This is a genomic window from Vibrio breoganii, from assembly GCF_024346795.1.
Lineage (GTDB): Bacteria > Pseudomonadota > Gammaproteobacteria > Enterobacterales > Vibrionaceae > Vibrio > Vibrio breoganii.
Genome location: NZ_AP024865.1, coordinates 361,217 through 385,104, shown reverse-complemented (window position 1 = coordinate 385,104; position 23,888 = coordinate 361,217). Strand labels below are relative to the sequence as shown.

Sequence of the window (23,888 nt, the reverse complement as noted above, 5' to 3'; positions counted from 1 at the left end):
CCAACTACCCCATCAGTAGCAAAGCAATACCACCAATAGCCACTAGGGTGCCAATGATCGAGCGCCTAGAAATAGCTAACCCCTTAATCTTGTAGATAACCAACATAAACAACGGGCTCGTTGCGATAAGAGTTTGTGCTATCGCTGGATTCGCATGCTTAAGAGCCACCTGCTGTAGCCACAGCGCAAAGAACGTGCCTACTGCAATTGCCGCTAACAGGTAGTATTTGTCCGTTTTTCCCATACCTTTGCCTAGTTTGAAAAGACTAGAAAACGGCTTTCGTTCTACAAACGGAATAATCATTGCTACGGCTAGCACGCCGATTGATAAACGAAGTAATGCGCCGACTAACGGGTCTATATCCCCTGCCACTAGTGCAAAGTGCGAGATCACGACGCCACTGGCTTGACATACGCTCGCTAACAGCCCAAAACCGATGCCAGATTTAGATACGCTTCCCCTATTGGCGGAAGGCTGAAGTACTACGGATGTCACCGCTATTGTTGTAACAATAACGCCAAGCCAGTTAAAAATACTAAGGCCTAAACCTAAGAACAGTAACGCGAGTAATCCTGACAATGGAGGTGCCAATGACTCCAGAAGCAACGTGTTATTCGGCCCAATCCGCTTCAACGACGCAAAATAAGCGCTGTCACCGATAGCAATACCAATAACCCCTGAGATACCCAGTATTAAAGCGTGCTGTTTTGAGATCTCTATACTTGCTTGTGGCAAAAATGGCAAAACCACCAACATCATTGCTGAAGCTATTACGCCCTTAATGATATTGAGCTGTAAGGCGCTAAAACGATGGCTAAACTGACCATAAATCCAAGTCGCAATTGCCCAGACAATAGCCGCACCTATGGCCGCTATCTCTCCTATGAAATTCAATATTTAGCCTCTATTTAGATGATGACTTGCTTAGATAACTGAATAGCTCAATACCTATACAAATTTTACAATACATCACATGGAAAAAGTCCATGTAATCAATAAACTAGTTGTATTTACACACATTAACGTCGAAAATGAAATAACAATATTCGAACAAGCATTACAAGGATGAAACATGTCTCTCGATTACGTTGCCCTTGGGCTATTGGTTTTCGTCGCTCTTGTCATTTTCTACGGCATTATCGTTATTCACGATATCCCGTATGAAATTGCAAAAAAACGCAATCACCCTCACCAAGATGCCATCCATGTCACTGGCTGGATCAGCCTTTTCACCTTACACGCTTTATGGCCATTTCTGTGGATATGGGCCACGTTATGGCGTGAAGATAGAGGTTGGGGAATGACTCAAATAAAACAAGAACAATCTGACCTTCATCATGATATTACTCAACTAAATCAAAAGGTTCAGGAATTAACAGAGCAAGTCGCACAGCTTAAGCAGTCGCAGCCTCAACCGCAAACAAGTGCTAAGCCGACTCAAAGTGAGGGAGATGCGTAATGGATTTACTACTGATACTCACTTACACCGCTATTTGTGTCGCGATCTTCAAAATATTCAAGATCCCCTTAAATAAATGGTCAGTCCCGACGGCCGTATTAGGTGGGGTTATATTGATTGGTACGCTAATTCTATTAATGAACTACAACCACCCTTTCACACAAATTGGTCGTCAAGTTTATAACACCACCCCTATCGTACCCACAGTTCGTGGTCACGTCGTAGAAGTGAATGTTAAACCCGATACCTTTATAGTGAAAGACGAACCTTTATTCACTATCGAATCAGAACCCTATAAAGCCAAGCTTTTGGGTAAAAAAGCCGATTTAGCGGCCGCAGAGCAAGCCGTATTTCAGTTAGAGTCAGAATACAAGGCAGCGCAATCTGAGGTTCACCGAGCACGAGCTGAACGCGATAGAGTAAAAAGAGAGTTTAATCGCTATTACGCTGGCTTTAAAAAAGGCGCATTCACAGCTCAACAAGTTGACACTCGCCGCCAAAATCTCAAGGGTGCAGAAGCGGATCTAGAAGCAGAAATTGCAATGGAGAACAGTGCCCGTGTCGCCTACGAGTCTGAAGTTGATGGTGAAAACACCACAGTAGCGCGCATAAAAGCTGAAGTGGCTCAAGCACAGTTCAATCTCGATGAAACAGTGGTGAGAGCGCCAACAAATGGTTATGTAACGCAGCTGATCCTTCGCCCTGGTCAGATGGCAGTGCCTTTGCCACTGGCGCCATCAATGGTGTTTATTCATGCTGAAGAGTACGACTATATTGGGGCATTCCGTCAAAACTCGTTGCAACGACTAAAGCCTGGCTTCGAAGCTGAGTTCTTATTCCCAAGCCTACCTGGTAAGGTTTTCAAAGGTGAGGTAGTCAACGTTATTCCAGCAATGGCAGAAGGTGAAGTGCAAGCCTCTGGAAAATTGCTAGGAACAAAATCGCTCGATGTTGCTGGTCGTGCTCTGGTGAAGTTGCGTATCACTGACGATATTTCACAGTACCACCTACCGCTGGGAACGTCCGTACAAATCGCCGTATATTCTGACAGTTTCCACCATGTTTCCATCATGCGTAAGATTCTGATTCGTATGAAGAGCTGGCAGAATTATTTGTATTTGGATCATTAAGAATCGGGTCTGGGGTCCTAGATACTGGGCCCTAGGTTCTTAACAACCACAAATCCCGGCTAATTAGCCGGGATTGTTTTGCTTATTCGATTGTGCTTGTTGCTTTTTAGAAATATGTAGCGCCAGAGTGCTGGTTCAGCGGAATTTTAGAGTCTGCCCAAATACGCATTGTGCGCACTAAGATCCTAGATATTTACTGCGTAAATTCTAGGATGACAGTTTGTGTTACGCTTTTCCAAGCAAGACCCATCTACTTACTGCGCGCGCATTGTCAGCAATAAAGGATAGCTACTACACCCTACCCCAGCTAAATAACCTAACTTCATTCCCTTCAGTCGGCCTCGCTGGGATATTCAAAGATAGAATTAGAGATACAGCAGCCATTACCGCGCCAATCACAAACACTAGCGCAGGGGAAGTTAACCAAATCACACCAAAGGTCACAGGGATGACTACAGCGGCGATATGGTTGATGGTAAAGCTAACGCCAGCGGTAGAGGCCATATCTGCTGGATCTGCAATTTTTTGAAAATAGGTTTTTATAGCTAAAGCCAGAGCAAAGAACAAATGATCGATAACATAGAGTGCGGCCGCCCATTCCGCGGATTGAACAAAGGCATAACCCAAGAATACGCCTATTAAACCAACGTACTCGAATACCAACGCCTTGCGTTCTCCCACGACACCAATAAAACGACCAATTTTCTTGGCAAATAGGAAGTTGAACAAATAGTTGATCAAAAACAGCAAAGTCACATCAGCGGCTGAATAGCCAAATTTCTCAACCATCAAGAACCCTGCAAACACGGTGAATATCTGCCTGCGGGCACCGCTCATGAAGGTAAGAGCGTAGTAAAGCCAGTAGCGCTTTCTTAATACGAGTTTCTTGTTCTGGACGGTATCTGTTTTAAACTGCGGAAAGCCAATGGTCATCAATGCCACTAGCACTAAAGCAGCCCCGCCCGTTATGGCATACACTACTATGTAATCGAGCTTTATCACCTCTAGCATAATCCACAAAGCGCCATAGGTGATAAGCGAGGCAAGCGCACCAATGGAGATCATCTTGCCAAGCATCTCTGGCGCTTCATCCTTAGATAGCCATTGTAGCGAGAGGGATTGTTTTAAAGTTTCAAAGTAGTGGAATCCTGTCGACATCAATAAAGTCGTCAACAACAAGCCAGTGACACTGGGGAAGAAGCCCGTTAGAAACGTGCCTAAACTCAGCATAAACAGCGACACCAACATGAACTTTTGTTCTCTAATAAACAAAAGCACAAACACCACAGTAAACGCTAAGAACCCAGGGATCTCACGAACGCTTTGCAGTAAACCAATATCTGCACCATCAAAGTTAGCACGCTCAATAACAAAGTTATTCAGTAGTGCCATCCAGCTTGAAAAAGCGACTGGCACCACAATTGAAATCAGGATTAAGAAGTTTTGTGGTGTTTGCCACGATTTATGCTGTGTCACTCTGACGAGTCCTCAAATTTATCTGCATATCCTTTTGGTGGCGGTGTCCACCCTCGTTCAGAACGAGTATGGTTATCACTGCGATCTGAGCCCATAGCGTCACGTATTTTATCTTCCAACTCAACAAAAAGTTTGATGAAGTTGTTATCGTAACGCTCCCCTTCGGCATCATCTAGCCAAGCATGATACAAATTATCTGAGCTTTCCCTCTCTACCTTGATATAGGAATTACGTTGCTGTTCGATTTGGAAGGGATGGAATCCCATACAACGAAGCGCCACCGTTCCTACTTCTAATGCAGAATGGAAGGTTTCACTTTCGATATGACTCGCACCCGCTTGACGAAGTTGATAAGAATGCCCACGGTCAAATGCGCGCGCAATTACCTTCACATGCGGATAGGTGTGTCTCACGTACTTGACCAATTCAAGGGACGCCTCTTCATTGTCGATCGCCACCACCAGCGCTTTGGCATGCTCAATACCAGCGGTATGTAATAAGTCTGGCTTGGTGGCATCACCAAAGTAGGTTTTGATGCCGACTTTTCTTAAGTTAGCCACTTGCGTAGCTTGGTGATCAAGCACAACGGTTTCAACGCCATTGTTTACGAGCAAGCGATTGACTATCTGACCAAATCGACCAACACCTGCAATAATAACTGTGCCCTGCTCGTCAATAACGTCATCTTCTTCATCTTGATTGCTCGCTTTCTCATACTTAGGAAGAATGACCTTATCGTAAAAAATAAACAGAGCTGGGGTCAGGAACATTGAGAGCGCAACCACCAACGACAAGGTTGTCGCAATATCGTTTGGTAGCACATTGTTTTGCATAGTAAAGCTAAGCAGCACGAATCCAAACTCACCCGCTTGTGCCAAGCTTAAGGCGAACAGCCAGCGATTAACCCCTTTGATTTTGAAAGCAATGGCCAGCGCCCAAAGTACAAGGCCCTTGAGAAGCATGAGTCCCAGAGTCAGACCAATAATGACAAAGAAATCACTGAACAAAACCGTAAAGTCGATGCCAGCACCCACAGTGATAAAGAACAGTCCAAGCAACAAGCCCTTGAACGGCTCGATGTTGGACTCTAATTCATGTCTAAATTCACTGTTAGCTAATACAACGCCCGCAAGGAAGGTACCTAGCGCAGGAGAAAGCCCCACTAACCCCATCAACGCGGCAATACCAATCACTAGCATCAAAGCCGTAGCGGTAAAAATTTCGCGAAGCCCAGAAGCGGCCACAAACCGAAACAATGGACGACTGGCAAAATGGCCACCGACTACAACGATGGCTATGGACGCAGTGATGACCAAGCCATAAGCCCAACCCGGTAGTCCTGCGACCAAGCTTAGCTCTGGGTGGTGGTCTGCATTCTCACCGACCGCTGTCTGAGCCAGTTCTACGAGTTCGGGTAAAGCAAGTAGAGGGATAAAGGCCAGCATCGGGATAACGGCGATATCTTGGAATAACAGCACGGAAAAGGCATTTTGACCGCCTTCAGTCTTGGTAAGTCCCTTCTCATTAAAGGTCTGCAAAACAATAGCAGTAGAAGAAAGAGAGAAAATAAGGCCGATGGCTAAGGCTATTTGCCACTGCATGCCAAGGACTAGGGCAATACCCATCACTATGCCTGCGGTTCCGAAGACTTGAATGCCTCCCAACCCCATTAGGCGATTTCGCATATTCCAAAGCATCTTAGGTTCAAGCTCCAAACCCACTAGGAACAACATCATCACCACGCCAAATTCAGCAAAGTGCTGAATGGTGGTAGTTTCTTCACCGACAAGCCCAGCAATTGGGCCAATAACGACCCCGGCAATTAAGTACCCTAGTACTGAACCTAACCCTAGACGCTTAGCGATAGGAACGGCAATAACGGCTGCAATCAGATAGATAAACGCCTGTAAAAAGTAACCTGTCATGACTGCGCTCCTTTAATCACGGCTTCTAAGTTGCCGCTAATTTGAGGTAAAGACGTTGCGAGGTTCTCATCCACTCGCCCCTCTACTAACGCCTCCAGCAATTGCTTCCAGCTTTTGACATGTTCTTTAACCCTGCCTTCTTCTAGCGCCGTTCGCGAACCGAATAAAACAAACGGAGCCCAATAGTGCATGCCCGTTAACGCTGCGGTTTGCTCTATCGGGTGCAGCAACTCTCGAATGGTGTAATGGTTGTAGCCATCCGTTTGGTAGGCATCTTCCTTGCCCCCTGCTGTAATAGCGCAGAAAAAATGCTTACCTTGTATCGCAGTCCCTTCATGACCGTAGGCAAAGCCATATTCAAGGACTAAATCTTGCCACTCTTTGAGGATTGAAGGTGTGGAGTACCAGTACAAAGGAAACTGAAAAATGATGACGTCATGGTCCAACAAACGCTGCTGTTCCCGCTCTATATCAATGTCGTATTTAGGGTACTCGCTGTAGAGGTCAACGCAGGTGATACCCGGAACCTTTTTTGCAGCCTTATATAACGCAATATTCACCTCTGAACGAGACTGAGAAGGATGGGCAAATAACAACAATACCCTTTTGCTAGTCAATGGGGAGTCTTGACCGCTCGTTTGTTCACTCATTAGTAATCCTTTAAATTTCTTGCAGTTAGCCTGTTAAAACTAATAGTAAAACATCGGTTTCACAAGTGACTCGAACAAACAAAAACCACTTCCCTAACCGCATTTACGCAACTCAAACCACTCTTCAAATTAACAAAGTTATTTCATCTGCCTTGCTAAAGGGTGATCTAATTCAAGCTATTGTTTTCATTTCAGGTTTAGGCTAGGTGGGTCTGGTTATCTTTGTTACTTGGCTTTGTTTAACAGTCAGTTAAGTCTAGTCAATCAACAAGGAATACTGTTTAAGTTAACTAATCATCTGCAAGGAGTCGCAGTGAAGTCTTTCTCGTCTATGTTGTGCGTGGCGCTAATTTCTCTTTTAGTCTCCCCTTTTGCCTTTTCTTCCACTAGTCATGCTATGCCCGACTTAACCCAATCAGGTGTTGGGTATGCCGCTCTTGTTATCTTTGCGTTGGCCTATTGCCTCGTAATGGGCGAAGAAGTCCTAAAGCTGAGAAAATCTAAACCTGTATTGCTTGCTGCAGGGCTTATCTGGATTTTGATCGGATTTACCTTTCAGCGCTTAGGGCAGATGGATGTGGCTAAATCCGCACTCGATCACAACCTACTAGAATACTCAGAGCTACTTCTATTCTTGCTGGTTGCCATGACTTACATCAGTGCCATGGAAGAGCGTCGCCTGTTTGATGCCCTTCAAGCTTGGATGGTAGGTAAGGGCTTCAACCTGCGTTCCCTATTCTGGATAACGGGTATCCTTTCATTCTTTATTTCACCTATCGCCGATAACCTGACTACCGCATTATTGATGTGCGCCGTGGTGATGAAAGTCGGTGGAACCAACTACAAGTTTATCAACATAGCCTGTGTCAATATTGTCATTGCAGCAAACGCAGGTGGCGCGTTCAGTCCCTTTGGTGATATTACAACCCTAATGGTGTGGCAGGCGGGTCACGTTGAATTTATGCAGTTCCTGACTCTATTTGCTCCTTCTGTGGTCAACTACATAGTGCCAGCTGTGATCATGTCATTCTTTGTACCAAAAACGAGTCCAGATGCCGTACATGAGTATGTTGAGTTAAAGCGTGGTGCCAAACGCATCGTCGCCTTATTCATCTTAACTATTGCAACAGCCGTTGCTTTCCACGGTTTACTGCACTTCCCTCCAGTTATTGGCATGATGATGGGACTGGCGTACCTACAATTCTTTGGTTTCTACCTGCGCAAGACACTGCCGCGCTCTCTTGCTAAAAAGCGAGCAGAAGCAGAAGCACATCACGATAAAGCAGCTCTAAAGCGTCTTGGCTCTGTGGTTCCATTTGATGTATTTAGACGAGTTTCTCATGCCGAGTGGGACACCCTACTGTTTTTCTATGGCGTCGTAATGTGTGTGGGCGGTTTAAGTTTGCTTGGCTATCTAGGGTTAGTGTCTGAAATCATGTACACCCAGTGGGATCCTATTTGGGCGAACGTCATGGTTGGAATACTGTCCGCAATTGTCGATAACATTCCCGTTATGTTTGCCATTTTGACCATGCAGCCGGAGCTATCCATGGGCAACTGGTTGTTAGTTACCCTAACCGCAGGTGTGGGAGGCAGTTTGTTGTCTATAGGCTCTGCGGCAGGCGTTGCATTAATGGGTGCCGCCCATGGTAAATATACCTTCTTTGGTCACCTAAAATGGATGCCGATCATTGCCCTTGGTTATGCTGCAAGTATCGCCACTCACCTATGGGTTAATGGTCATCTATTCTGAAATCGGACGCAAAATTGATCTGCGTCAAGGGCGTGTAGCACGCAATATGTGTAACTATCCGCTTCATGAATAGATAAAGAAGTAATTCCATGACACAAGTAGATCAAAATCGTTTAGTAGATAACTTCCTACAACTGGTAAAAATTGACAGCGAATCAGGCAACGAAAAAGAAGTCGCCATTGAAATCGAATCTCAGCTTCAGCAACTTGGCTTTGACGTAGAGCGCTTAGCAGTCCCTGAAACGCTGTCAAATGGCTTCAACATTTACGCCAAATTACCAGGCAAACTAGACGGTAGCATCGTACTAAGCTGTCACATGGATACGGTAACGCCGGGCAACGGCATTGAGCCTGTAATCAAAGACGGCATCATTAGCTCTGCAGGTGACACTATTCTTGGTGGTGACGACAAGTCTGGCATTGCCGCAATCATCGAAGCAATCAAAACCCTTCAAGAAAACAACGTTGAACACAAGACCATCGAGATCGCGTTCACTGTATTTGAAGAAGGTGGTCTGCACGGCTCTAAGCAATTCGACTGCAGCAAGATCGAATCTGAAATGGGCATTGTTTTAGACTCAGGCGGCCCTATCGGCACCATCATCGCCGTAGCTCCGGGTCAGCAAAACCTTAAGGTAAACATCACAGGTAAGCCTGCTCACGCCGGTCTAGCGCCAGAGCAAGGCATCAATGCCCTGACTGTTGCCTCTGATGCCATCGCAAACATGAACCTGTCTCGTATCGATGAAGAAACCACAGCCAATATCGGTGTTGTGAAAGGTGGCCAAGCGACCAACATCGTAATGCCAAGCCTATACATCGAAGCAGAAGCACGTTCTCTTGATGAAGAGAAACTAGCTAAGCAAGTGGCTCATATGGTTGAAACCTTCGAAGCGGCTGCGACCAAACATGGCGCCGAAGTAGATATCGTTTCAACTCGCGCATACAACCCGTTCCAGATCCCTGAATCACACCCTCACATCCAAACGGTAAAAGACGTATTCACACAGCTAGACATCGAGCCAATCGTAACCTCTACAGGTGGCGGTAGTGATGCCAACATCTTTGCCGAGAAAGGCCTAACAATCGTTAACCTGTCGACAGGTATGGCTAAAGTACACACCACTGAAGAGTACATCGCTATCGAAGATATGCGTAAGATTTCTCAGTTCTTGATGAGTTACTTAGCGAAATAACGCGATAAAATCTAACTTATAGCTGTCAGCCGCAAGCCGTCAGCTATAAGTGGTTCGTGCAACTAATAATCGTCATTCCCGCGGGTTTTATCGGGGGGATCTTTTATAGAAACAGATATTCGACCATGACGATGAAAAAATCTTCTGACGGCTGATAGCTTAAAGCTGACCGCTAGAAGATCGTCGTCCCCGAAGGGTTTTATCGGGGACCTTTTAAAGAAACAGATGCCCGACCATGACGATGAAAAAATTTTCTGACCGCTGATAGCTTAAAGCTGACAGCTTTCTCCTATTCCCCCTCCCCGCCATTTCCCTTACAATGACAAACATTAATGGACTTGGCTTCAAAAACTAACTTTATGAATTACTTCACCAATTTCCTCAAGGGAATGGCTATGGGTGCGGCCGATGTTGTACCTGGTGTTTCTGGCGGTACCATCGCGTTTATCACTGGCATCTACGATACCTTGTTGGAGAGTATTCGCCGCGTTAACCCTTCTCTTATTGGCGTGCTGCGCTCAAAAGGCATCAAGGGAGCGTTCGATCATATCAACGGCTTGTTTTTAGTCTCTCTATTTGCAGGGATTTTCACCAGCATACTCACACTAGCCAAACTGATATCTTGGCTATTGGTCACACACCCTGTTCCACTATGGTCATTTTTCTTCGGTCTTATCTTAGTGTCTGTTTGGCATATTATGCGCCAGATAAAATCTTTTGAACTGAGTAAATGGATAGGCTTTGCCTTAGGTATCGCCTTTGCCTTTGCCATCACAGTACTTAATCCTCTAAATCTTGAACCTACTTTGATCAATATTGTGTTGTCGGGCGCTATTGCTATCTGCGCCATGATCTTGCCGGGCATTTCAGGAAGCTTCATTCTGCTATTGATTGGTATGTATACCCCTGTTATCGGCGCTGTGAAGGGGTTAGATATCTCTTTCCTTCTGTTATTCATGACCGGGTGCTTGATCGGCCTATTAAGCTTTTCTCACGTGTTGTCTTGGCTACTAAAGCGCTTTCGAGACATTACATTAATGTTCTTAGTGGGCTTAATGGTGGGCACTCTGCCAAAGATTTGGCCTTGGAAAGAGACGCTTACATGGCGCACTAATTCCAGCGGAGAGCAAGTACCACTACTGCAAGAAAACCTCATGCCTCACAATTTTGAATCGATTACGCGTACACCATCACAAACTGCGTTAGCAGTGGTAATGATGTTGGTCGCAATTGGTCTAGTATTGGCATTAGAGAAATTTGCCGAAGACAAATAATGAACAACATTTTCAAAGGCCTAGCTTTCATACTTGCTTTGGCGCTAGGCTTTTTTGCTAAAGATATCTATCAAACGGTTCAGATATCTCTAGCCAATAAAGAACTGAAATCTGATATTGAATATTGCCAACTATCCACCACAGTCTGCACCATAAATGATGCAAGCATAGTGCTAGAACAAGACGTTGTTTCACCGATGCAGCCCACCTCTATTGAGGTAACCTGGCCAGATAATAACGATGAGCAACTATGGATAGAACTCGAGGGCAAGGAAATGTCCATGGGTGTGGCAAAGTTTGTACTCAGCAATCAAGGTAATAACACGTTTTCTGGTTCTTTATTACTGCCAGTTTGCCATAGCGATGCTATGACATGGATCGGTTCCATCCAATCTTCAAACGGAACACTTCCCATCTCAGTAAGGATGCAAAGATGAGTAAAAGCTGGACACTCACCATGATTGTCGCAGTTGCTTTAGGTTTCGGGGTTAAATCATATTTAGATGCCCAAGACCAAAAGCAAGTCCACCAACAAAGCGAACGAGCAGAGCACCCCTTAGTGACAGGAGCTAATGGAGAGCAAAAGCCGTTATTTAATCCAGACGATCCGCGTATCAATGTGGTCTATTTTGGCTTCACTCGCTGTCCAGATGTCTGCCCTACTTCTCTTGCAATGCTCAGCGCTGCATTACACCAAGTCCCCGAAGAAGCGCTGACTAAGATACGTCCTATCTTAGTCACCTTAGATCCCGACCGAGACTCTGGCGATGATGTCCATCAATACGCGCAATACTTTCATGAGAACTTCGAAGGCTACCGAGCCGATCCTGAAACACTAGAAGCTTTGGCAAAAAAATACGGCGTTATCTACATAAAAACGACACTTGAAGATTCGGCTCTTGAATATACCGTTGACCATAGCTCATACTTTTACTTTCTCGCACCTGATGGTACGGAAATGACCAAGGTGCAACACACTCTTACTCCAGCACCACTAGTTAAAGCTATTAATGACATCACAATGGAGATGCAACCATGAAAACTCGCCTTCTTACTTTCATCCTAGTGCTACTTTCCCCTTTTGCGTATGCCAACAATATTGCAACCGTTTCAGGTGCCTACGCTAAGGAAACACCGCCAACTTCAACCACCAGTGCAATCTTCTTGACCATAAACAACCCTGTAGCGGAAGACCGCGCACTACTGTCGGCAAAAACACCTATCGCAGAAGTCACCGAGCTACATACCCATGTCATGCAAGATGGCGTGATGAAAATGCGCAAACTAGACAAGATAGACCTTCCAGGAAAAAGTGATACTGAGCTTAAGCCACATGGTCTACATATCATGCTATTTGGCATCAAAGAGCCATTAAAAGAAGGCATGGTGATTCCTCTTACGCTTACTTTTGATACAGGTCGTATGCTAAACCTATCAGTACCTGTCAAAAAAATGATGATGCACTAAATGAACCTTCAAAACCTCGGTTGGCAACCCTTCTTTCAGCAACAACTGACTCTTGAAGATTATGAAGATTCCGTTGTTGCTCGCATCTCTGCTCACCATCGCTCTGGCTATCAGCTCATTACAGAGAAAGGTGAAGTGTCACTGCCAATGCATGAGTCTCTGCCATCCATGACCGTTGGAGATTGGGCGCTACTCGATCATGAACAGCAGTTTCAGAGACGTTTAGAAAGAAGCTCTGTATTTTCGAGAAAGGCTGCCGGTTCTAAGGTTGCAGAGCAGTACATAGCGGCAAATATAGACACTGTATTTATCGTAATGTCTTTGAACGATGACTTTAACCTCAGCCGCGTTGAGCGCTATCTCGCGTTAACCAATGAAGCGCAGGTTGAGGCGGTGATCGTATTAACCAAAGCCGACCTGTGTGAGGATGCAGAGGCTCTAAAGCAACAGGTTCAATCTCTAGACCCTATGCTAATGATAGAAGCCGTTAATGCACTAGACTTTGATAGCGTTCAGTCACTGACTGCGTGGTGTAAAACAGGAAAAACCGTCGCCTTCCTTGGTTCTTCTGGGGTTGGTAAGTCCACTCTCGTGAACACTTTATTGCAAACGGAAGCGCAGAAAACAGGCTCCATTCGCGAAGATGACAGCAAAGGCCGCCACACCACCACAGGACGTACCATCCATCCAATGCCGAGTGGTGGCGTACTCTTAGACACTCCTGGAATGCGTGAGCTGCAGCTGGCAAACGTGGCGCAAGGAATAAGTGAGACCTTCTCTGATGTCGAAGAGATAGCCTCACAGTGCCGCTTCTCAGATTGCTCACACCAAAACGAACCAGGTTGTGCGATTCAAAAGGCTCTACAGTCAGGTGAGTTAGACGACCGCCGTTTGAACAACTACCTAAAACTGCAAAGAGAGCAAGCCCGTAATAGCGCATCTCTCGCAGAACTGCGCTCTCATGATAAGCAATTGGGTAAGATGTATCGCTCAGTGCAGAACGAGAGCCGAGCAAGGAAGAATAAGTAGACAGCACTGATCGACATGATAGGTGCGTCATACTGGAAAATACGCAGTATTTATCCAGTAGCTTAGAGTCTACGGAAACCTGCCATGAGCACTCTCCAAGATCCTGAATCAAGTTCAGGATGACGCCATTCGAACTAACCACCAGCTAATCCCAAACACATCGTCATACTGGAAAATACAAAGTATTTATCCAGTATCTTGGAGTCTGTGAAAACCAACCTAGGGCACTCTCTAAGGTCCTGAATCAAGTTCAGGATGACGTCGTTCGAACTAACCACCAGCTAATCCCAAACACACCGTCATACTGGAAAATACGCAGTATTTATCCAGTATCTTAGAATCTGCGAAAGCCAGCCCTGGGCACTCTCTAAGATCCTGAATCAAGTTCAGGATGACGCCTTTCGAACTAACCACTAGCTAATCCCAAACACACCGTCATACTGGAAAATACGCAGTATTTATCCAGTATCTTGGAGTCTGTGAAAACCAACCTAGGGCACTCTCTAAGATCCTGAATCAAGTTCAGGATGACGGCTTTCGAACCAACCACCAGTCGTCCTCAAACGCACCGTCATACTGGAAAATACAAAGTATTTATCCAGTATCTTAGAATCTGCGAAAACCTGCCATGGGCACTCTCCAAGATCCTGAATCGAGTTCAGGATGACGCCTTTCAAACTTAACCGCCAGTCGACCTCAAACGCACCGTCATACTGGAAAATACAAAGTATTTATCCAGTATCTTAGAATCTGCGAAAGCCAGCCCTGGGCACTCTCTAAGATCCTGAATCAAGTTCAGGATGACGCCTTTCGAACTAACCACTAGCTAATCCCAAACACACCGTCATACTGGAAAATACAGAGTATTTATCCAGTATCTTAGAATCTGCGAAAGCCAGCCATAGCCACTCTCTAAGATCCTGAATCAAGTTCAGGATGACAGCTTTCGAACTTAACCACCAGTCGACCTCAAACACACCGTCATACTGGAAAATACGCAGTATTTATCCAGTATCTTAGAATCTGCGAAAGCCAGCCCTGGGCACTCTCCAAGATCCTGAATCAAGTTCAGGATGACGCCTTTCGAACTTAACCACCAGTCGTCCTCAAACACACCGTCATACTGGAAAATACAAAGTATTTATCCAGTATCTTGGAGCCTGCGAAAGCCAGCCATAGGCACTCTCCAAGATCCTGAATCAAGTTCAGGATGACGCCTTTCTAACTTAACCACCAGTCGTCCTCAAACACACCGTCATACTCGAAAATACAAAGTATTTATCCAGTATCTTAGAATCTGCGAAAGCCAACCATAAGCACTCTCTAAGATCCTGAATCAAGTTCAGGATGACGCCGTTCCAACTAACAACCGACCTTGCTCAAACACACCGTCATACTGGAAAATACGAAGTATTTATCCAGTATCTTGGAATCTGCGAAAGCCTGCCATGGGCACTCTCTAAGATCCTGAATCAAGTTCAGGATGACGGCTTTCGAATTTAACCACCAGTCGTCCTCAAACACACCGTCATACTGGAAAATACGCAGTATTTATCCAGTATCTTGGAATCTGCGAAAGCCTGCCATGGGCACTCTCTAAGATCCTGAATCAAGTTCAGGATGACGGCTTTCGAACTAACCACCAGCTAATCACAAACACACCGTCATACTGGAAAATACAGAGTATTTATCCAGTATCTTGGAATCTGCGAAAACCTGCCATGGGCACTCTCTAAGATCCTGAATCAAGTTCAGGATGACGCCGTTCCGGCTAACAACCAGCCTTGCTCAAACGCACCGTCATACTGGAAAATACGAAGTATTTATCCAGTATCTTAGAGTCTGCGCAAACCAGCCATAGTCACTTTCCAAGATCCTGAATCAAGTTCAGGATGACGCCGTTCGAACTAACAACCAGCTAATCCCAAACACACCGTCATACTGGAAAATACAAAGTATTTATCCAGTATCTTGGAGCCTGCGAAAACCTACCCAGGGCACTCTCTAAGATCCTGAATCGAGTTCAGGATGACGCCGTTCGAACTAACCACCAGCTAATCCCAAACATACCGTCATACTGGAAAATACGCAGTATTTATCCAGTATCTTAGAATTTGCGAAAGCCAACCATAGGCACTCTCAAAGATCCTGAATCGAGTTCAGGATGACGCCTTTCGAACTAACCACCAGCTAATCCCAAACACACCGTCATACTGGAAAATACGCAGTATTTATCCAGTATCTTAGAATCTGCGAAAGCCAGCCATAGCCACTCTCTAAGATCCTGAATCAAGTTCAGGATGACAGGGCTTATTCCCCTACCAAACAGCAATACCCTTTCGCAGGAATATCCAACTCTAAATAGCCATCAACCGGAGAGATCCCCTGCTCTTGAACGATATCGAACATGGGATCATCCCAGCGGATACGGATCGATTTCACCGTATCAGCCTTGTTAATGGCGACTAAGCCTCGTTCCCCACGACTGAACAGCAGATGGTCATCACTCGCTTCCAACACCACCATACGCGCACTGTGGACGTAATTGTGGAATTCGATAAGCGTCTTCATACGTGGGTCTTGCCACGCATTCATCCAGCGCGGGTTACCCTCACAATCAAGGATGCCACTAGTATTAAGGTCGGTATAGACCAACGGCACACCACCATCACGGCAAAGAATGTAGCAATAGCCCAACCATTCATGCTCTTCCGGCATAATCAAACCCTGGAACACATCATTGTTTGGAATATCGTGGGTAATTGCGAAGGTGATGGCCCTCTGACGCTTCAACGCTTCACCAAAGTTATAAGGGTCTATCAGCGCAGACATACGCCCCTTTGGCTGAAACGCTTGTAATACCGTGTTAAATAAAGGGAAATCGTAAGCACCCAGCTTAGTTTTCTTTAGGTACGGCTTTAGGAAAAGCTCATACTCTTGCTTGGTTGCACCACCATCAGTAATGATCTCACCAAAAATGTGCACGCCTTCCGTGACCTCTTTTGTCCACACTTTACGCAGTTGCTCAATAGAGATGTGTTTTGCAGCGTCAATGCGGAAACCCTTCACTCCCATCGCCTTCATAGCCAACAGGTAAGCTTGCTGCTGCTCAATTACATGCTCACAATCACGCAGTGTAGGCAAACCCGGATCGTGTGGCCCGCCAGTGATGCGACCATTCTGTACTTGCCACTGATCCTGCCAATCCTCTATACCAAACGCTTCAACGAAATCGTTTTCTGTAAACAGTGGTTCGCTTAAGTCTCCAAACAGTTTCAAAGACTCATAGTGTTCAGGATCCTTCGCGTAATCCTCTAGCTCTTGCTGGCTAGGGTATTGCAGGTCTGAGCGCAAGTACGACTCGTTAGCCATGTGATTAAACACCACATCAATATACACGCGAATACCATAGTCATTTAAGCAGGTCATCATCGTCTGAAAATCGAGGGTATTACCCAGTTCATTGTCAATAATTCGATAATCTTGTGGCTGATAGCGCTGCCACCAAGCGGTACCTTTCTCATGTTTCAACGACTTCATTGGCGGTGAAACTAAAACTGTTTTATAGCCTAATTGGCTTATCTGCTGAGCCTTCTCAGCAATCTCTCGATACGGCCAGTCAAATGCATGCAACATAACATCAGTGGCGAGTGTTGAATCTTTATCTTGAATAATGGGGTTTTTCATAAAACACCTTTTACAACTTAGGCTGCTACTTCAGCCGATACCCATACCCTACAAGATGCATGCCATATCAAGAATCATCCTAAATCGAGTAATCATAGGGTGAATGAATGATTTAGCAGGGCGGAGCTATAATCTCATGCTGACTAACTAAGGTTGAGGCAAGGGCTTAGTTGGCATAATAATCTACTTTATAACTAATCTAAGGCATGAAAAGTCAGTATAGCGCCTACAAGGTAGATGATGATATTGCAGATAGATGACAATTATTAGACAAGGTAGATTAGAGTCGTTACTTAATATTACACTCACATTTAAGGTGTTTTGACCCCGATCTCATATGGGGAGGCTCCAACAAAGCATAATTATTTCCAAGGCGCTTTTAAGGTAGGCTTCTTGTTACGTGGTTCGGTGGCAGGTTTGCCCCCAAGTTTTAATCCAAGATAAAACATATGCGCTGTGAATTCATCAATCCCATCAGCGACACATATCTTTTCAAACAGTTTATCTGCTGCGTCCTTTTTCTGCGCGGGTATGTGTTCACAGCGCAGCAGTTGGTAAAGCGCATCATGAACCAGCGATGCCCGCATATTTCTTGAGGTATCCACTACAGGGCCGGAGGGACCATCCCACGCGTAACCAGAGCGCACCGTAAGCCAACCATCTAGACTCAGACCAATAAACTCCATATCTATATTCTGCTGCGGGAAAATGTCCACTTTGATAATGAAATCTTCAGCTAGCTGATACTTATACCCTGCTCGATAAAAAATATGTTCCGACATTGTGGCTCACCGCTGTTCAAATAAACATCAATCACTCTCTTGGTTAAGAAAATAGATAGCGATAGGTAAACGGTCAAATTCAAATGGCTCGATAAATTGCGATTTTCATCAACTTTTTCATTAGCGTCTATACTGGGAGCACTAAATGCAAAGGAGAGCCATCATGATTCGTCTTGCCTGTTTAATGCTACTAAGCATCAGTTTTTCCGCATCATCAAATGATCTGCTTAAGCTATACGACTCAGAAAACGAACTTGAATACAATGACTTAGTGATTGAAGTTAAAGGCTATAAGGTCCCCACCCGTGCCGCATTTCGTGGATGGATGCTGATGAATAGAGCTGAAGGTCGAGTGGGAGAGATTGCGCAACAACTCCGAGACGCAGGGATTACCGAAGAACCGTTAAAAACCATGCCCTTACATTTGATTCTTCTACAAGGTACAAACTGGGCGATGAATGGAACCTCTGTATTTACCGTGCCTGATCAAAAACGCGTTCCCAATATGGTGCGAACGGTTAAATTCATTCAAGAACATGTCGAACCCGTACTAGGGCCACTCGTTCCTGTCTCTGGCGATAGAACGCAGTATTACAATCAAACCTCAGGTGGCGCAACCAAGAGCCAACATCTCAACTTTTGTGCTTTAGATTTAGTACCCATCAACGATATTACCCGCGAAGAGCTACATAAAAAGCTTTGGAGTATTTATAAGATTGTGGGTAAAGAAAATAAAATGGGAATGGGGCTATATTCGGGAGTGCGTTTTCATATAGATACGTGCGGGTATAGGAATTGGTGAAAAACCAGCTGTCAGCTTTAAGCTTTCAGCTATCAGACAGAGAAACCGTCATTCCCGCATGTCGTTAGCGGGAATCTCTTCACCCTAAAGACCCTCGACCAGAGTGCTGGCCCAGAAAAGCACTCGAGGATGATTTTGTTTTTATCTGACAGCTGAAAGATTGAAGCTGATAGCTAATAAAACCGTCATTCCCGCGGGCTCTTAGTGGGAATTTCTTCAGCCTATAGATCCTCGATAAAAGAATTCGAGGATGACAGCGTTTGAACAACTTGGAGCTTGAAGCTGATAGCTAATAAAACCGTCATTCCCGGGGGCTCTTAGCGGGAATCTCTTCAACCTATAGATCCCCGACCAGAATGCTAGCCCAGAAAAGCACTCGAGGATGACTTTGTTTTTATCTGACAGCTGAAAGCTTGAAGCTGACAGCTAATAAAACCGTCATTCCCGCGGGCTCTTAGCGGGAATCTCTTCAACCTATAGATCCTCGACCAGAGTGCTGGCCCAGAAAAGCACTCGAGGATGATTTTGTGTTTATCTGACAGCTGAAAGCTTGAAGCTGATAGCTAATAAAACCGTCATTCCCGCGGGCTCTTAGCGGGAATCTCTTCAACCTATAGATCCCCGACCAGAGTGCTGGCCCAGAAAAACACTCGGGGATGACTTTGTTTTTATCTGATACGACCTCGATAAAGCTGACAGCTGTAAGTTGTTAAGCAATATCCAAATACTTATGCGTCTGAACCGACAAGCGCCAATTGTTAGCAATACACGTATCAATACAAAGCTTAGTCGCTCGTGGTTTTTGGCTGATAGGCTGTAGCAAAACCTCTACCCCATCTTGCAGCATGCTCACTTCAAGCAAAGCCTTAAGGTCGTCAATGTCTGACTCTTTACCTACTGGGTGCTTAACCTCGTTGGCACGAGACATTGCGCTTGGCTCAATAGGAAGTTTGCCCTTCATGCCAATCTTTGGTGAAACCGTTACCCAAGTGTTTGGGGTCGCCAGCACTTCAAAAGTACCACTGGTTTCTATTTGGCAACGGTAGCCGTTTGCTTCAAGTTCTTTCGTCAAAGGCAATAAGTCATACTGGCATGGCTCGCCGCCGGTAATGACCACGTGTTTGGCCGAGTATTGCTCAAGGCAATAGGCCACCAGCGCGGATTCACTCGTGCTGCACCAACGCTCATCATCGCCTTTCTTTAGTAAAACCGTTTTAAAATCTGTTTCGTCTTCTAGGTTCACATCCCAGGTTTGTTTGGTGTCACACCAAGCGCAGCCCACAGGACATCCTTGCAGACGAATAAAGATAGAAGGCACTCCAGTAAAGAAGCCCTCTCCTTGTATGGTTTCAAACATCTCATTGATTTTAAGCACGTTATTCACCCGTGTAGATGCAACCAGCAGTGCAAGTTTCTTTGATTTCAACCTTGCTTAAAAGCGGCAGTAACGGCTTAGTTTGCGAAAATACCCATTTAGCCAGCACTTCACTGGTTGGGTTTTCAAGGCCTTCGATATCGTTAAGGTAATGATGATCAAGACGATCGTAGATTGGTTTAAACTTCTCTTTTACATCACTAAAGTCGATAATCCAGCCCGTATGAGCGTCCACTTCACCTTTAAGGTAAAGGCGAACCAAGAATGAGTGTCCATGCAGACGACCACACTTATGTCCCTCAGGTACGTGAGGTAATTTATGGGCGGCTTCAAACATAAACTCTTTGTAGATTTCAGTAGTCATAGTGTTCTTCTGTACGTTGGGTCTAAACAGACCTAAAAGAGAAAGGCACGGATTGTAGCAAGTTTAGTCCAAACCCCCAACGAAAACTGAAGTTGCATCCAAAAGAAAAGGCAGAGCTTTCGCCCTGCCTTCATTAGGTATTCTATAAAAGAGAGTTATAGATAGTATCGAACACCTAGAGCGTATAGATCGTCATCACTTGATACATCATCACCTAAGTCAAGCTGGTAACCAGCATAACCCATAAATGCAGGAGTGAAGTTGTACTCAACTTGCAGTGCCATTTGACTAATGACAGTTATACTGCTGTCATCATCTTCATGAGACTCGTAGTTCAAAGAGAAGTTGAGGCTATTTGCTAGTGCGAACGCCGCAATCGCTTCTACACTGGTTGAGTCATAAGCCGCACCACCAAGAGCATTACGGAAGTCACTACCCATTTCATATACTGCTGCAACAAATAGTCCGTCACCGTATGAACCATATTTAGCGGAGAGTGTGTTACCCATAGCATCATCGTTTTGCCCGGCAACAGAGCCCGTGCTAAATGCGTAACCTACGTTAATAGCTCCTAGATCAAACGACAGAGCAAGTTGACCTCGATCGCCGTAGGCCCCGTTTTGTCCCTGCCAACCTGCACCTAGGTTAAGATCTAAATTTTCTCCAAACATAAATGTTTTACGATAAGCTACTATTCTTTCCGCTCGAGAACTACCTAAAGCACCACCCTGTACGTATAAAAAATCATTGGCAAATGCAATTGGCATATCTGCGATGCCAGCTACAGAATAATATGGTGACCACTCTGTTCCGCCTGATGCTCGTCCCCAGGTATCATGAGAAACACCGATGTAACCCAAACGAGTAAAAAACGCATCTTTTTCATCACCATTTGCATCAGTATCTTTCAAAGGACGGAAGCCCCATTCCCCCTTGAAGTCAGCCTTGAAGCCATTTCCCATGTCTTGAGTACCGCTGATATTAATTCGAGGGGAAATCGACTGTACCACTAAGTCATCATTTCCATCGTTACCAATACCCATCGAAATATGACCACCGAATGAAAAGGTAGTGCCTTCACTGTTATACAATTCCACCGCAAAAGCTTGTCCACTAAATGCGATACCCGCAATTACACTTGCTAATACTGTCTTTTTCATAATGTCTTTCCATTTACCTATGTGTATAAAAGTTGTGCTAAAAACACTGTAAATGTCGTACGACTTAATCGACTTATTCTTTATTATTGGCGAAAATGCTATTCGCTCATTTGCCCAAAGCAACTTACAGAGAAGGTATATATCCTCGTCCCCCTGCTTAGTCATAAACCACTAATTTGTGGTCTAGTCCTACAAATCACCTTTTGTAACAGAGTAGTAATGATTTTTTAATAAACCAAATAAAAAGCGTGCCTAGATCACATTATAAATAACTTACTGGCTATTTAATGCTCAAAACGTGAATATTGCTGGTCTTCGGAAGGTTTATGACAAGTTTCTGTTGTCATTATTTGAGTGCTTATTTCGATTGGAAATATATAAATTTATCAATGAAGGTTTCAAATGATATATAGGAGATTTTAAATAATGAGTTATTTTTCACACTAAGTTATGTCGAACTAATTCGTTAAGTGTGTAGATGAGTGGAGTTAGATGTTAAATAAAAACTACAGATGCGGGAAGACTCACTTCTGTCGATGAGCAATGCTGAAATGATTATTCACGATGAATAATCTAATCCTAAAGTGAGAGGCATTTAAACCCAGCTAAATATTCGTCTCTTAATCCTATGAGGCTCGAGCAACGTAACTGGGTTTTATATTTACTTGTAGGCGACACCCATTAAAACAGGCATCGTTGTGCCATCTTTCATCTCGATCTCAAAAGGAATAGAGATTTCGATATCACTAAAACCGGCTTGATGGAGTATGGAGTGCGCAGACTCTTGAGTAAGCCCCTCTGACTCATCTTCACTCAACCAATCCCAATGAACAAATATCCCTTGCTCATCAAGTAACGAATAGATGATAGTCGCCGCTTCCTTGAAGTCCGGAATAAAGCCACATACTGATGAGGCAATAACAAGGTCGAACTGTTTTCTAAATGCAGGGTGCTGAGCCACCAATCCACGAGTAAGCTCGTCAACTACCGGTTCTACATTCGCCAAGGTTTTCTTGTCCAGCTCTTCTATCATGGCTTCAGAAGCGTCTAGAGCAACCACACTGCGCGCAAACGGCGCTACTCTTTGGCTCAACAAGCCAGTACCACAACCAAAATCTAATACATTTGCGCCTTTCAGTGAGTGAAGCGCTTGAAGCTCTGCGAAAACTAGATCTGAGAATTGAGCAGTTGCTGGGTCTTTCTCCCACTCAGCAGCATAATCATCCCAATTGTGCACCATCTGACTATCCATCCTAAAGTTTGTTGCCTACGCTGAGTAAAGCAAATCTTGGTAAAAAAAGATACAAAATTGCATTTAATACAAAGAGATATTGGGCTTAGATCATGTGTCGCTTGATTTTTCAGCACCCAATCAGTTAATTTTGAAAGCCTACACATTCGGAAAAGAGTACAAATGAACCTTTCCCATATAGAAGCCTTTGTTCAAGTTGCCCAACATGGCTCCGTATCAGAAGCCGCTCGGCAACTCGATTGCAATCGTACCAAGCTCTCTATGGCAATCAAAGCCCTCGAGAAAGAGTTAGACACGGAATTGTTTGTTCGCAGTGGTAATAACCTTGAATTATCTGAAGCAGGTAAAGCCATTTTCAAAAAATGCGAATCCATGCTGGTAATGGCATCGCGCATCAAACAAACCTGCCAACATATACGGGGGGATTTTACTGCCGAGGTGGGAATTGCCCGGGATGATGCGATTCCAGATGAGATATGGCAAGAGCTCTCTCATCGACTCAATAACAAATACCCGGCCACCACCTTTAACATCATTCTGGCGTCCAGTGGCGATCTCTCCAACCTAGTCGAAACCAAGCAGGTCAACTTTGCGTTCGGCGTTGATTATGAACGAGTTGACGACCCTAGAATCGAGTATACGCCCATTGGTAAACTCAGAATGATGTCGGTATGTAATAAAGACCATCCCCTGAGTCAAAAACGACGTGTCTCCGACGAAGAATTGCGTAACGCTATGCAGGTAACACTGGCATACCTCAATGATAAAGATAATCCTGAATTATTGCCCTTTTCTCTCAAACACATTGGGTTTTCAAGTTTTGATTACATTCTCAGCACCATTCGCACAGAAGGTGCATGGGGGGTTCTGCCAGAACCGCTCATTCGTCATCTATTAAGGGATGAAACGTTATCAGTCATTAAGCACACTTACGGGCTCACCCAAGAAGAGTTCTGTATGTTCTCCTCTACTGGTATGGAAGCGCACCCTGGTATGGTTTGGCTCTGCGATAAGCTCAGTGATTACTTGTTTGATTTCTAGCTCCAGTGGGTGTCAATATTATTGACACCTTTGCGTTGGCATAACCAGTTGATATTAAAGACTAA

21 protein-coding genes are annotated in these 23,888 nt (G+C 44.8%); 11 read left to right on the top strand and 10 right to left on the bottom strand.

The genetic code is table 11. The annotated features are described in order from the left end of the window. Positions 1-4: 4 nt before the first annotated feature. Entirely contained in the window at positions 5-895 is an 891-nt protein-coding gene (locus OCU35_RS14870) for a DMT family transporter (protein WP_102451827.1), read from the bottom strand. A 178-nt stretch (positions 896-1,073) separates the two neighbouring features. Here OCU35_RS14870 and OCU35_RS14865 point away from each other — a divergent pair, with 178 nt between their 5' ends. Both OCU35_RS14865 and OCU35_RS14860 read left to right on the top strand, forming a co-directional pair. Continuing rightward, the gene (locus tag OCU35_RS14865; RefSeq protein WP_017028651.1) at positions 1,074-1,460 is read left to right on the top strand and encodes a DUF3302 domain-containing protein; all 387 of its coding nucleotides are present in this window, start codon (positions 1,074-1,076) and stop codon (positions 1,458-1,460) included. Beyond that, the gene (locus OCU35_RS14860; protein ID WP_017028650.1) at positions 1,460-2,590 is read left to right on the top strand and encodes an HlyD family secretion protein; all 1,131 of its coding nucleotides are present in this window, start codon (positions 1,460-1,462) and stop codon (positions 2,588-2,590) included. The genes OCU35_RS14865 and OCU35_RS14860 overlap by 1 nt, the downstream gene beginning before the upstream one ends. A gap of 291 nt (positions 2,591-2,881) precedes the next feature. On the opposite strand, the gene OCU35_RS14855 is transcribed toward OCU35_RS14860, so the two are convergent. From OCU35_RS14855 to OCU35_RS14845, 3 genes are read right to left on the bottom strand one after another with little or no spacing between them, the layout of a single operon-like run. After that, a complete protein-coding gene (locus tag OCU35_RS14855; protein WP_065210805.1) occupies positions 2,882-4,066 on the bottom strand; it encodes an MFS transporter in 1,185 nt (394 codons plus the stop codon). After that, positions 4,063-5,991 carry a monovalent cation:proton antiporter-2 (CPA2) family protein gene (locus OCU35_RS14850; RefSeq protein WP_102552116.1) on the bottom strand — a complete coding sequence of 643 codons (1,929 nt, stop codon included), beginning with the start codon at positions 5,989-5,991 and terminating at the stop codon, positions 4,063-4,065. The genes OCU35_RS14855 and OCU35_RS14850 overlap by 4 nt, the downstream gene beginning before the upstream one ends. Then, the gene (locus OCU35_RS14845) at positions 5,988-6,608 is read right to left on the bottom strand and encodes an NAD(P)H-dependent oxidoreductase (RefSeq protein WP_026026175.1); all 621 of its coding nucleotides are present in this window, start codon (positions 6,606-6,608) and stop codon (positions 5,988-5,990) included. The genes OCU35_RS14850 and OCU35_RS14845 overlap by 4 nt, the downstream gene beginning before the upstream one ends. Before the next feature lie 364 nt (positions 6,609-6,972). Here OCU35_RS14845 and nhaD point away from each other — a divergent pair, with 364 nt between their 5' ends. The 7 genes from nhaD to rsgA all read left to right on the top strand — a co-directional run bounded on the left by nhaD (position 6,973) and on the right by rsgA (position 13,360). Then, a complete protein-coding gene (gene nhaD, locus OCU35_RS14840) occupies positions 6,973-8,394 on the top strand; it encodes a sodium:proton antiporter NhaD (RefSeq protein ID WP_017028646.1) in 1,422 nt (473 codons plus the stop codon). A gap of 89 nt (positions 8,395-8,483) precedes the next feature. Next, positions 8,484-9,590, top strand: a complete 1,107-nt coding sequence (locus OCU35_RS14835; protein WP_065210807.1) for a M20/M25/M40 family metallo-hydrolase — start codon at positions 8,484-8,486, stop codon at positions 9,588-9,590. 359 nt (positions 9,591-9,949) lie between these two features. After that, positions 9,950-10,864: a DUF368 domain-containing protein gene (locus tag OCU35_RS14830; protein ID WP_261826425.1), complete on the top strand. Its 915-nt coding sequence runs from the start codon at positions 9,950-9,952 to the stop codon at positions 10,862-10,864. Further along, positions 10,864-11,301: a hypothetical protein gene (locus tag OCU35_RS14825; RefSeq protein WP_261826424.1), complete on the top strand. Its 438-nt coding sequence runs from the start codon at positions 10,864-10,866 to the stop codon at positions 11,299-11,301. The genes OCU35_RS14830 and OCU35_RS14825 overlap by 1 nt, the downstream gene beginning before the upstream one ends. After that, the gene (locus OCU35_RS14820) at positions 11,298-11,903 is read left to right on the top strand and encodes an SCO family protein (RefSeq protein WP_017032421.1); all 606 of its coding nucleotides are present in this window, start codon (positions 11,298-11,300) and stop codon (positions 11,901-11,903) included. The genes OCU35_RS14825 and OCU35_RS14820 overlap by 4 nt, the downstream gene beginning before the upstream one ends. After that, positions 11,900-12,331, top strand: a complete 432-nt coding sequence (locus tag OCU35_RS14815) for a copper chaperone PCu(A)C (protein WP_102431009.1) — start codon at positions 11,900-11,902, stop codon at positions 12,329-12,331. Before OCU35_RS14820 ends, OCU35_RS14815 begins: the two co-directional genes overlap by 4 nt. Next, positions 12,332-13,360, top strand: a complete 1,029-nt coding sequence (gene rsgA, locus OCU35_RS14810; protein WP_261826423.1) for a ribosome small subunit-dependent GTPase A — start codon at positions 12,332-12,334, stop codon at positions 13,358-13,360. Between the two features lie 2,310 nt (positions 13,361-15,670). On the opposite strand, the gene OCU35_RS14805 is transcribed toward rsgA, so the two are convergent. Together OCU35_RS14805 and OCU35_RS14800 are read right to left on the bottom strand one after the other, a co-directional pair. Further along, positions 15,671-17,047, bottom strand: coding sequence for an alpha-amylase family protein (locus tag OCU35_RS14805; protein WP_261826422.1), 1,377 nt, complete (start codon positions 17,045-17,047; stop codon positions 15,671-15,673). Positions 17,048-17,409: 362 nt separating this feature from the next. Next, positions 17,410-17,829, bottom strand: a complete 420-nt coding sequence (locus OCU35_RS14800) for a DUF1353 domain-containing protein (protein WP_102376775.1) — start codon at positions 17,827-17,829, stop codon at positions 17,410-17,412. A gap of 184 nt (positions 17,830-18,013) precedes the next feature. Between OCU35_RS14800 and OCU35_RS14795 the strand changes: the two genes are divergently transcribed. Then, on the top strand, positions 18,014-18,631 hold the full coding sequence (locus tag OCU35_RS14795; RefSeq protein ID WP_261826577.1) for a D-Ala-D-Ala carboxypeptidase family metallohydrolase: 618 nt from the start codon (positions 18,014-18,016) through the stop codon (positions 18,629-18,631). Positions 18,632-19,340: 709 nt separating this feature from the next. Here OCU35_RS14795 and queE read toward each other — a convergent pair. The 4 genes from queE to OCU35_RS14775 all read right to left on the bottom strand — a co-directional run bounded on the left by queE (position 19,341) and on the right by OCU35_RS14775 (position 22,770). Continuing rightward, entirely contained in the window at positions 19,341-19,988 is a 648-nt protein-coding gene (gene queE / locus OCU35_RS14790; RefSeq protein WP_038132717.1) for a 7-carboxy-7-deazaguanine synthase QueE, read from the bottom strand. A 19-nt stretch (positions 19,989-20,007) separates the two neighbouring features. Then, on the bottom strand, positions 20,008-20,370 hold the full coding sequence (gene queD / locus OCU35_RS14785) for a 6-carboxytetrahydropterin synthase QueD (RefSeq protein ID WP_017027376.1): 363 nt from the start codon (positions 20,368-20,370) through the stop codon (positions 20,008-20,010). A 155-nt stretch (positions 20,371-20,525) separates the two neighbouring features. After that, complete coding sequence (locus OCU35_RS14780) at positions 20,526-21,530, bottom strand: porin (protein ID WP_017027377.1); 1,005 nt, start codon at positions 21,528-21,530, stop codon at positions 20,526-20,528. A gap of 661 nt (positions 21,531-22,191) precedes the next feature. Then, positions 22,192-22,770, bottom strand: coding sequence for a class I SAM-dependent DNA methyltransferase (locus OCU35_RS14775; protein WP_017027378.1), 579 nt, complete (start codon positions 22,768-22,770; stop codon positions 22,192-22,194). A gap of 174 nt (positions 22,771-22,944) precedes the next feature. Between OCU35_RS14775 and OCU35_RS14770 the strand changes: the two genes are divergently transcribed. Beyond that, entirely contained in the window at positions 22,945-23,823 is an 879-nt protein-coding gene (locus tag OCU35_RS14770) for a LysR family transcriptional regulator (RefSeq protein WP_261826421.1), read from the top strand. Positions 23,824-23,888: the final 65 nt, after the last annotated feature.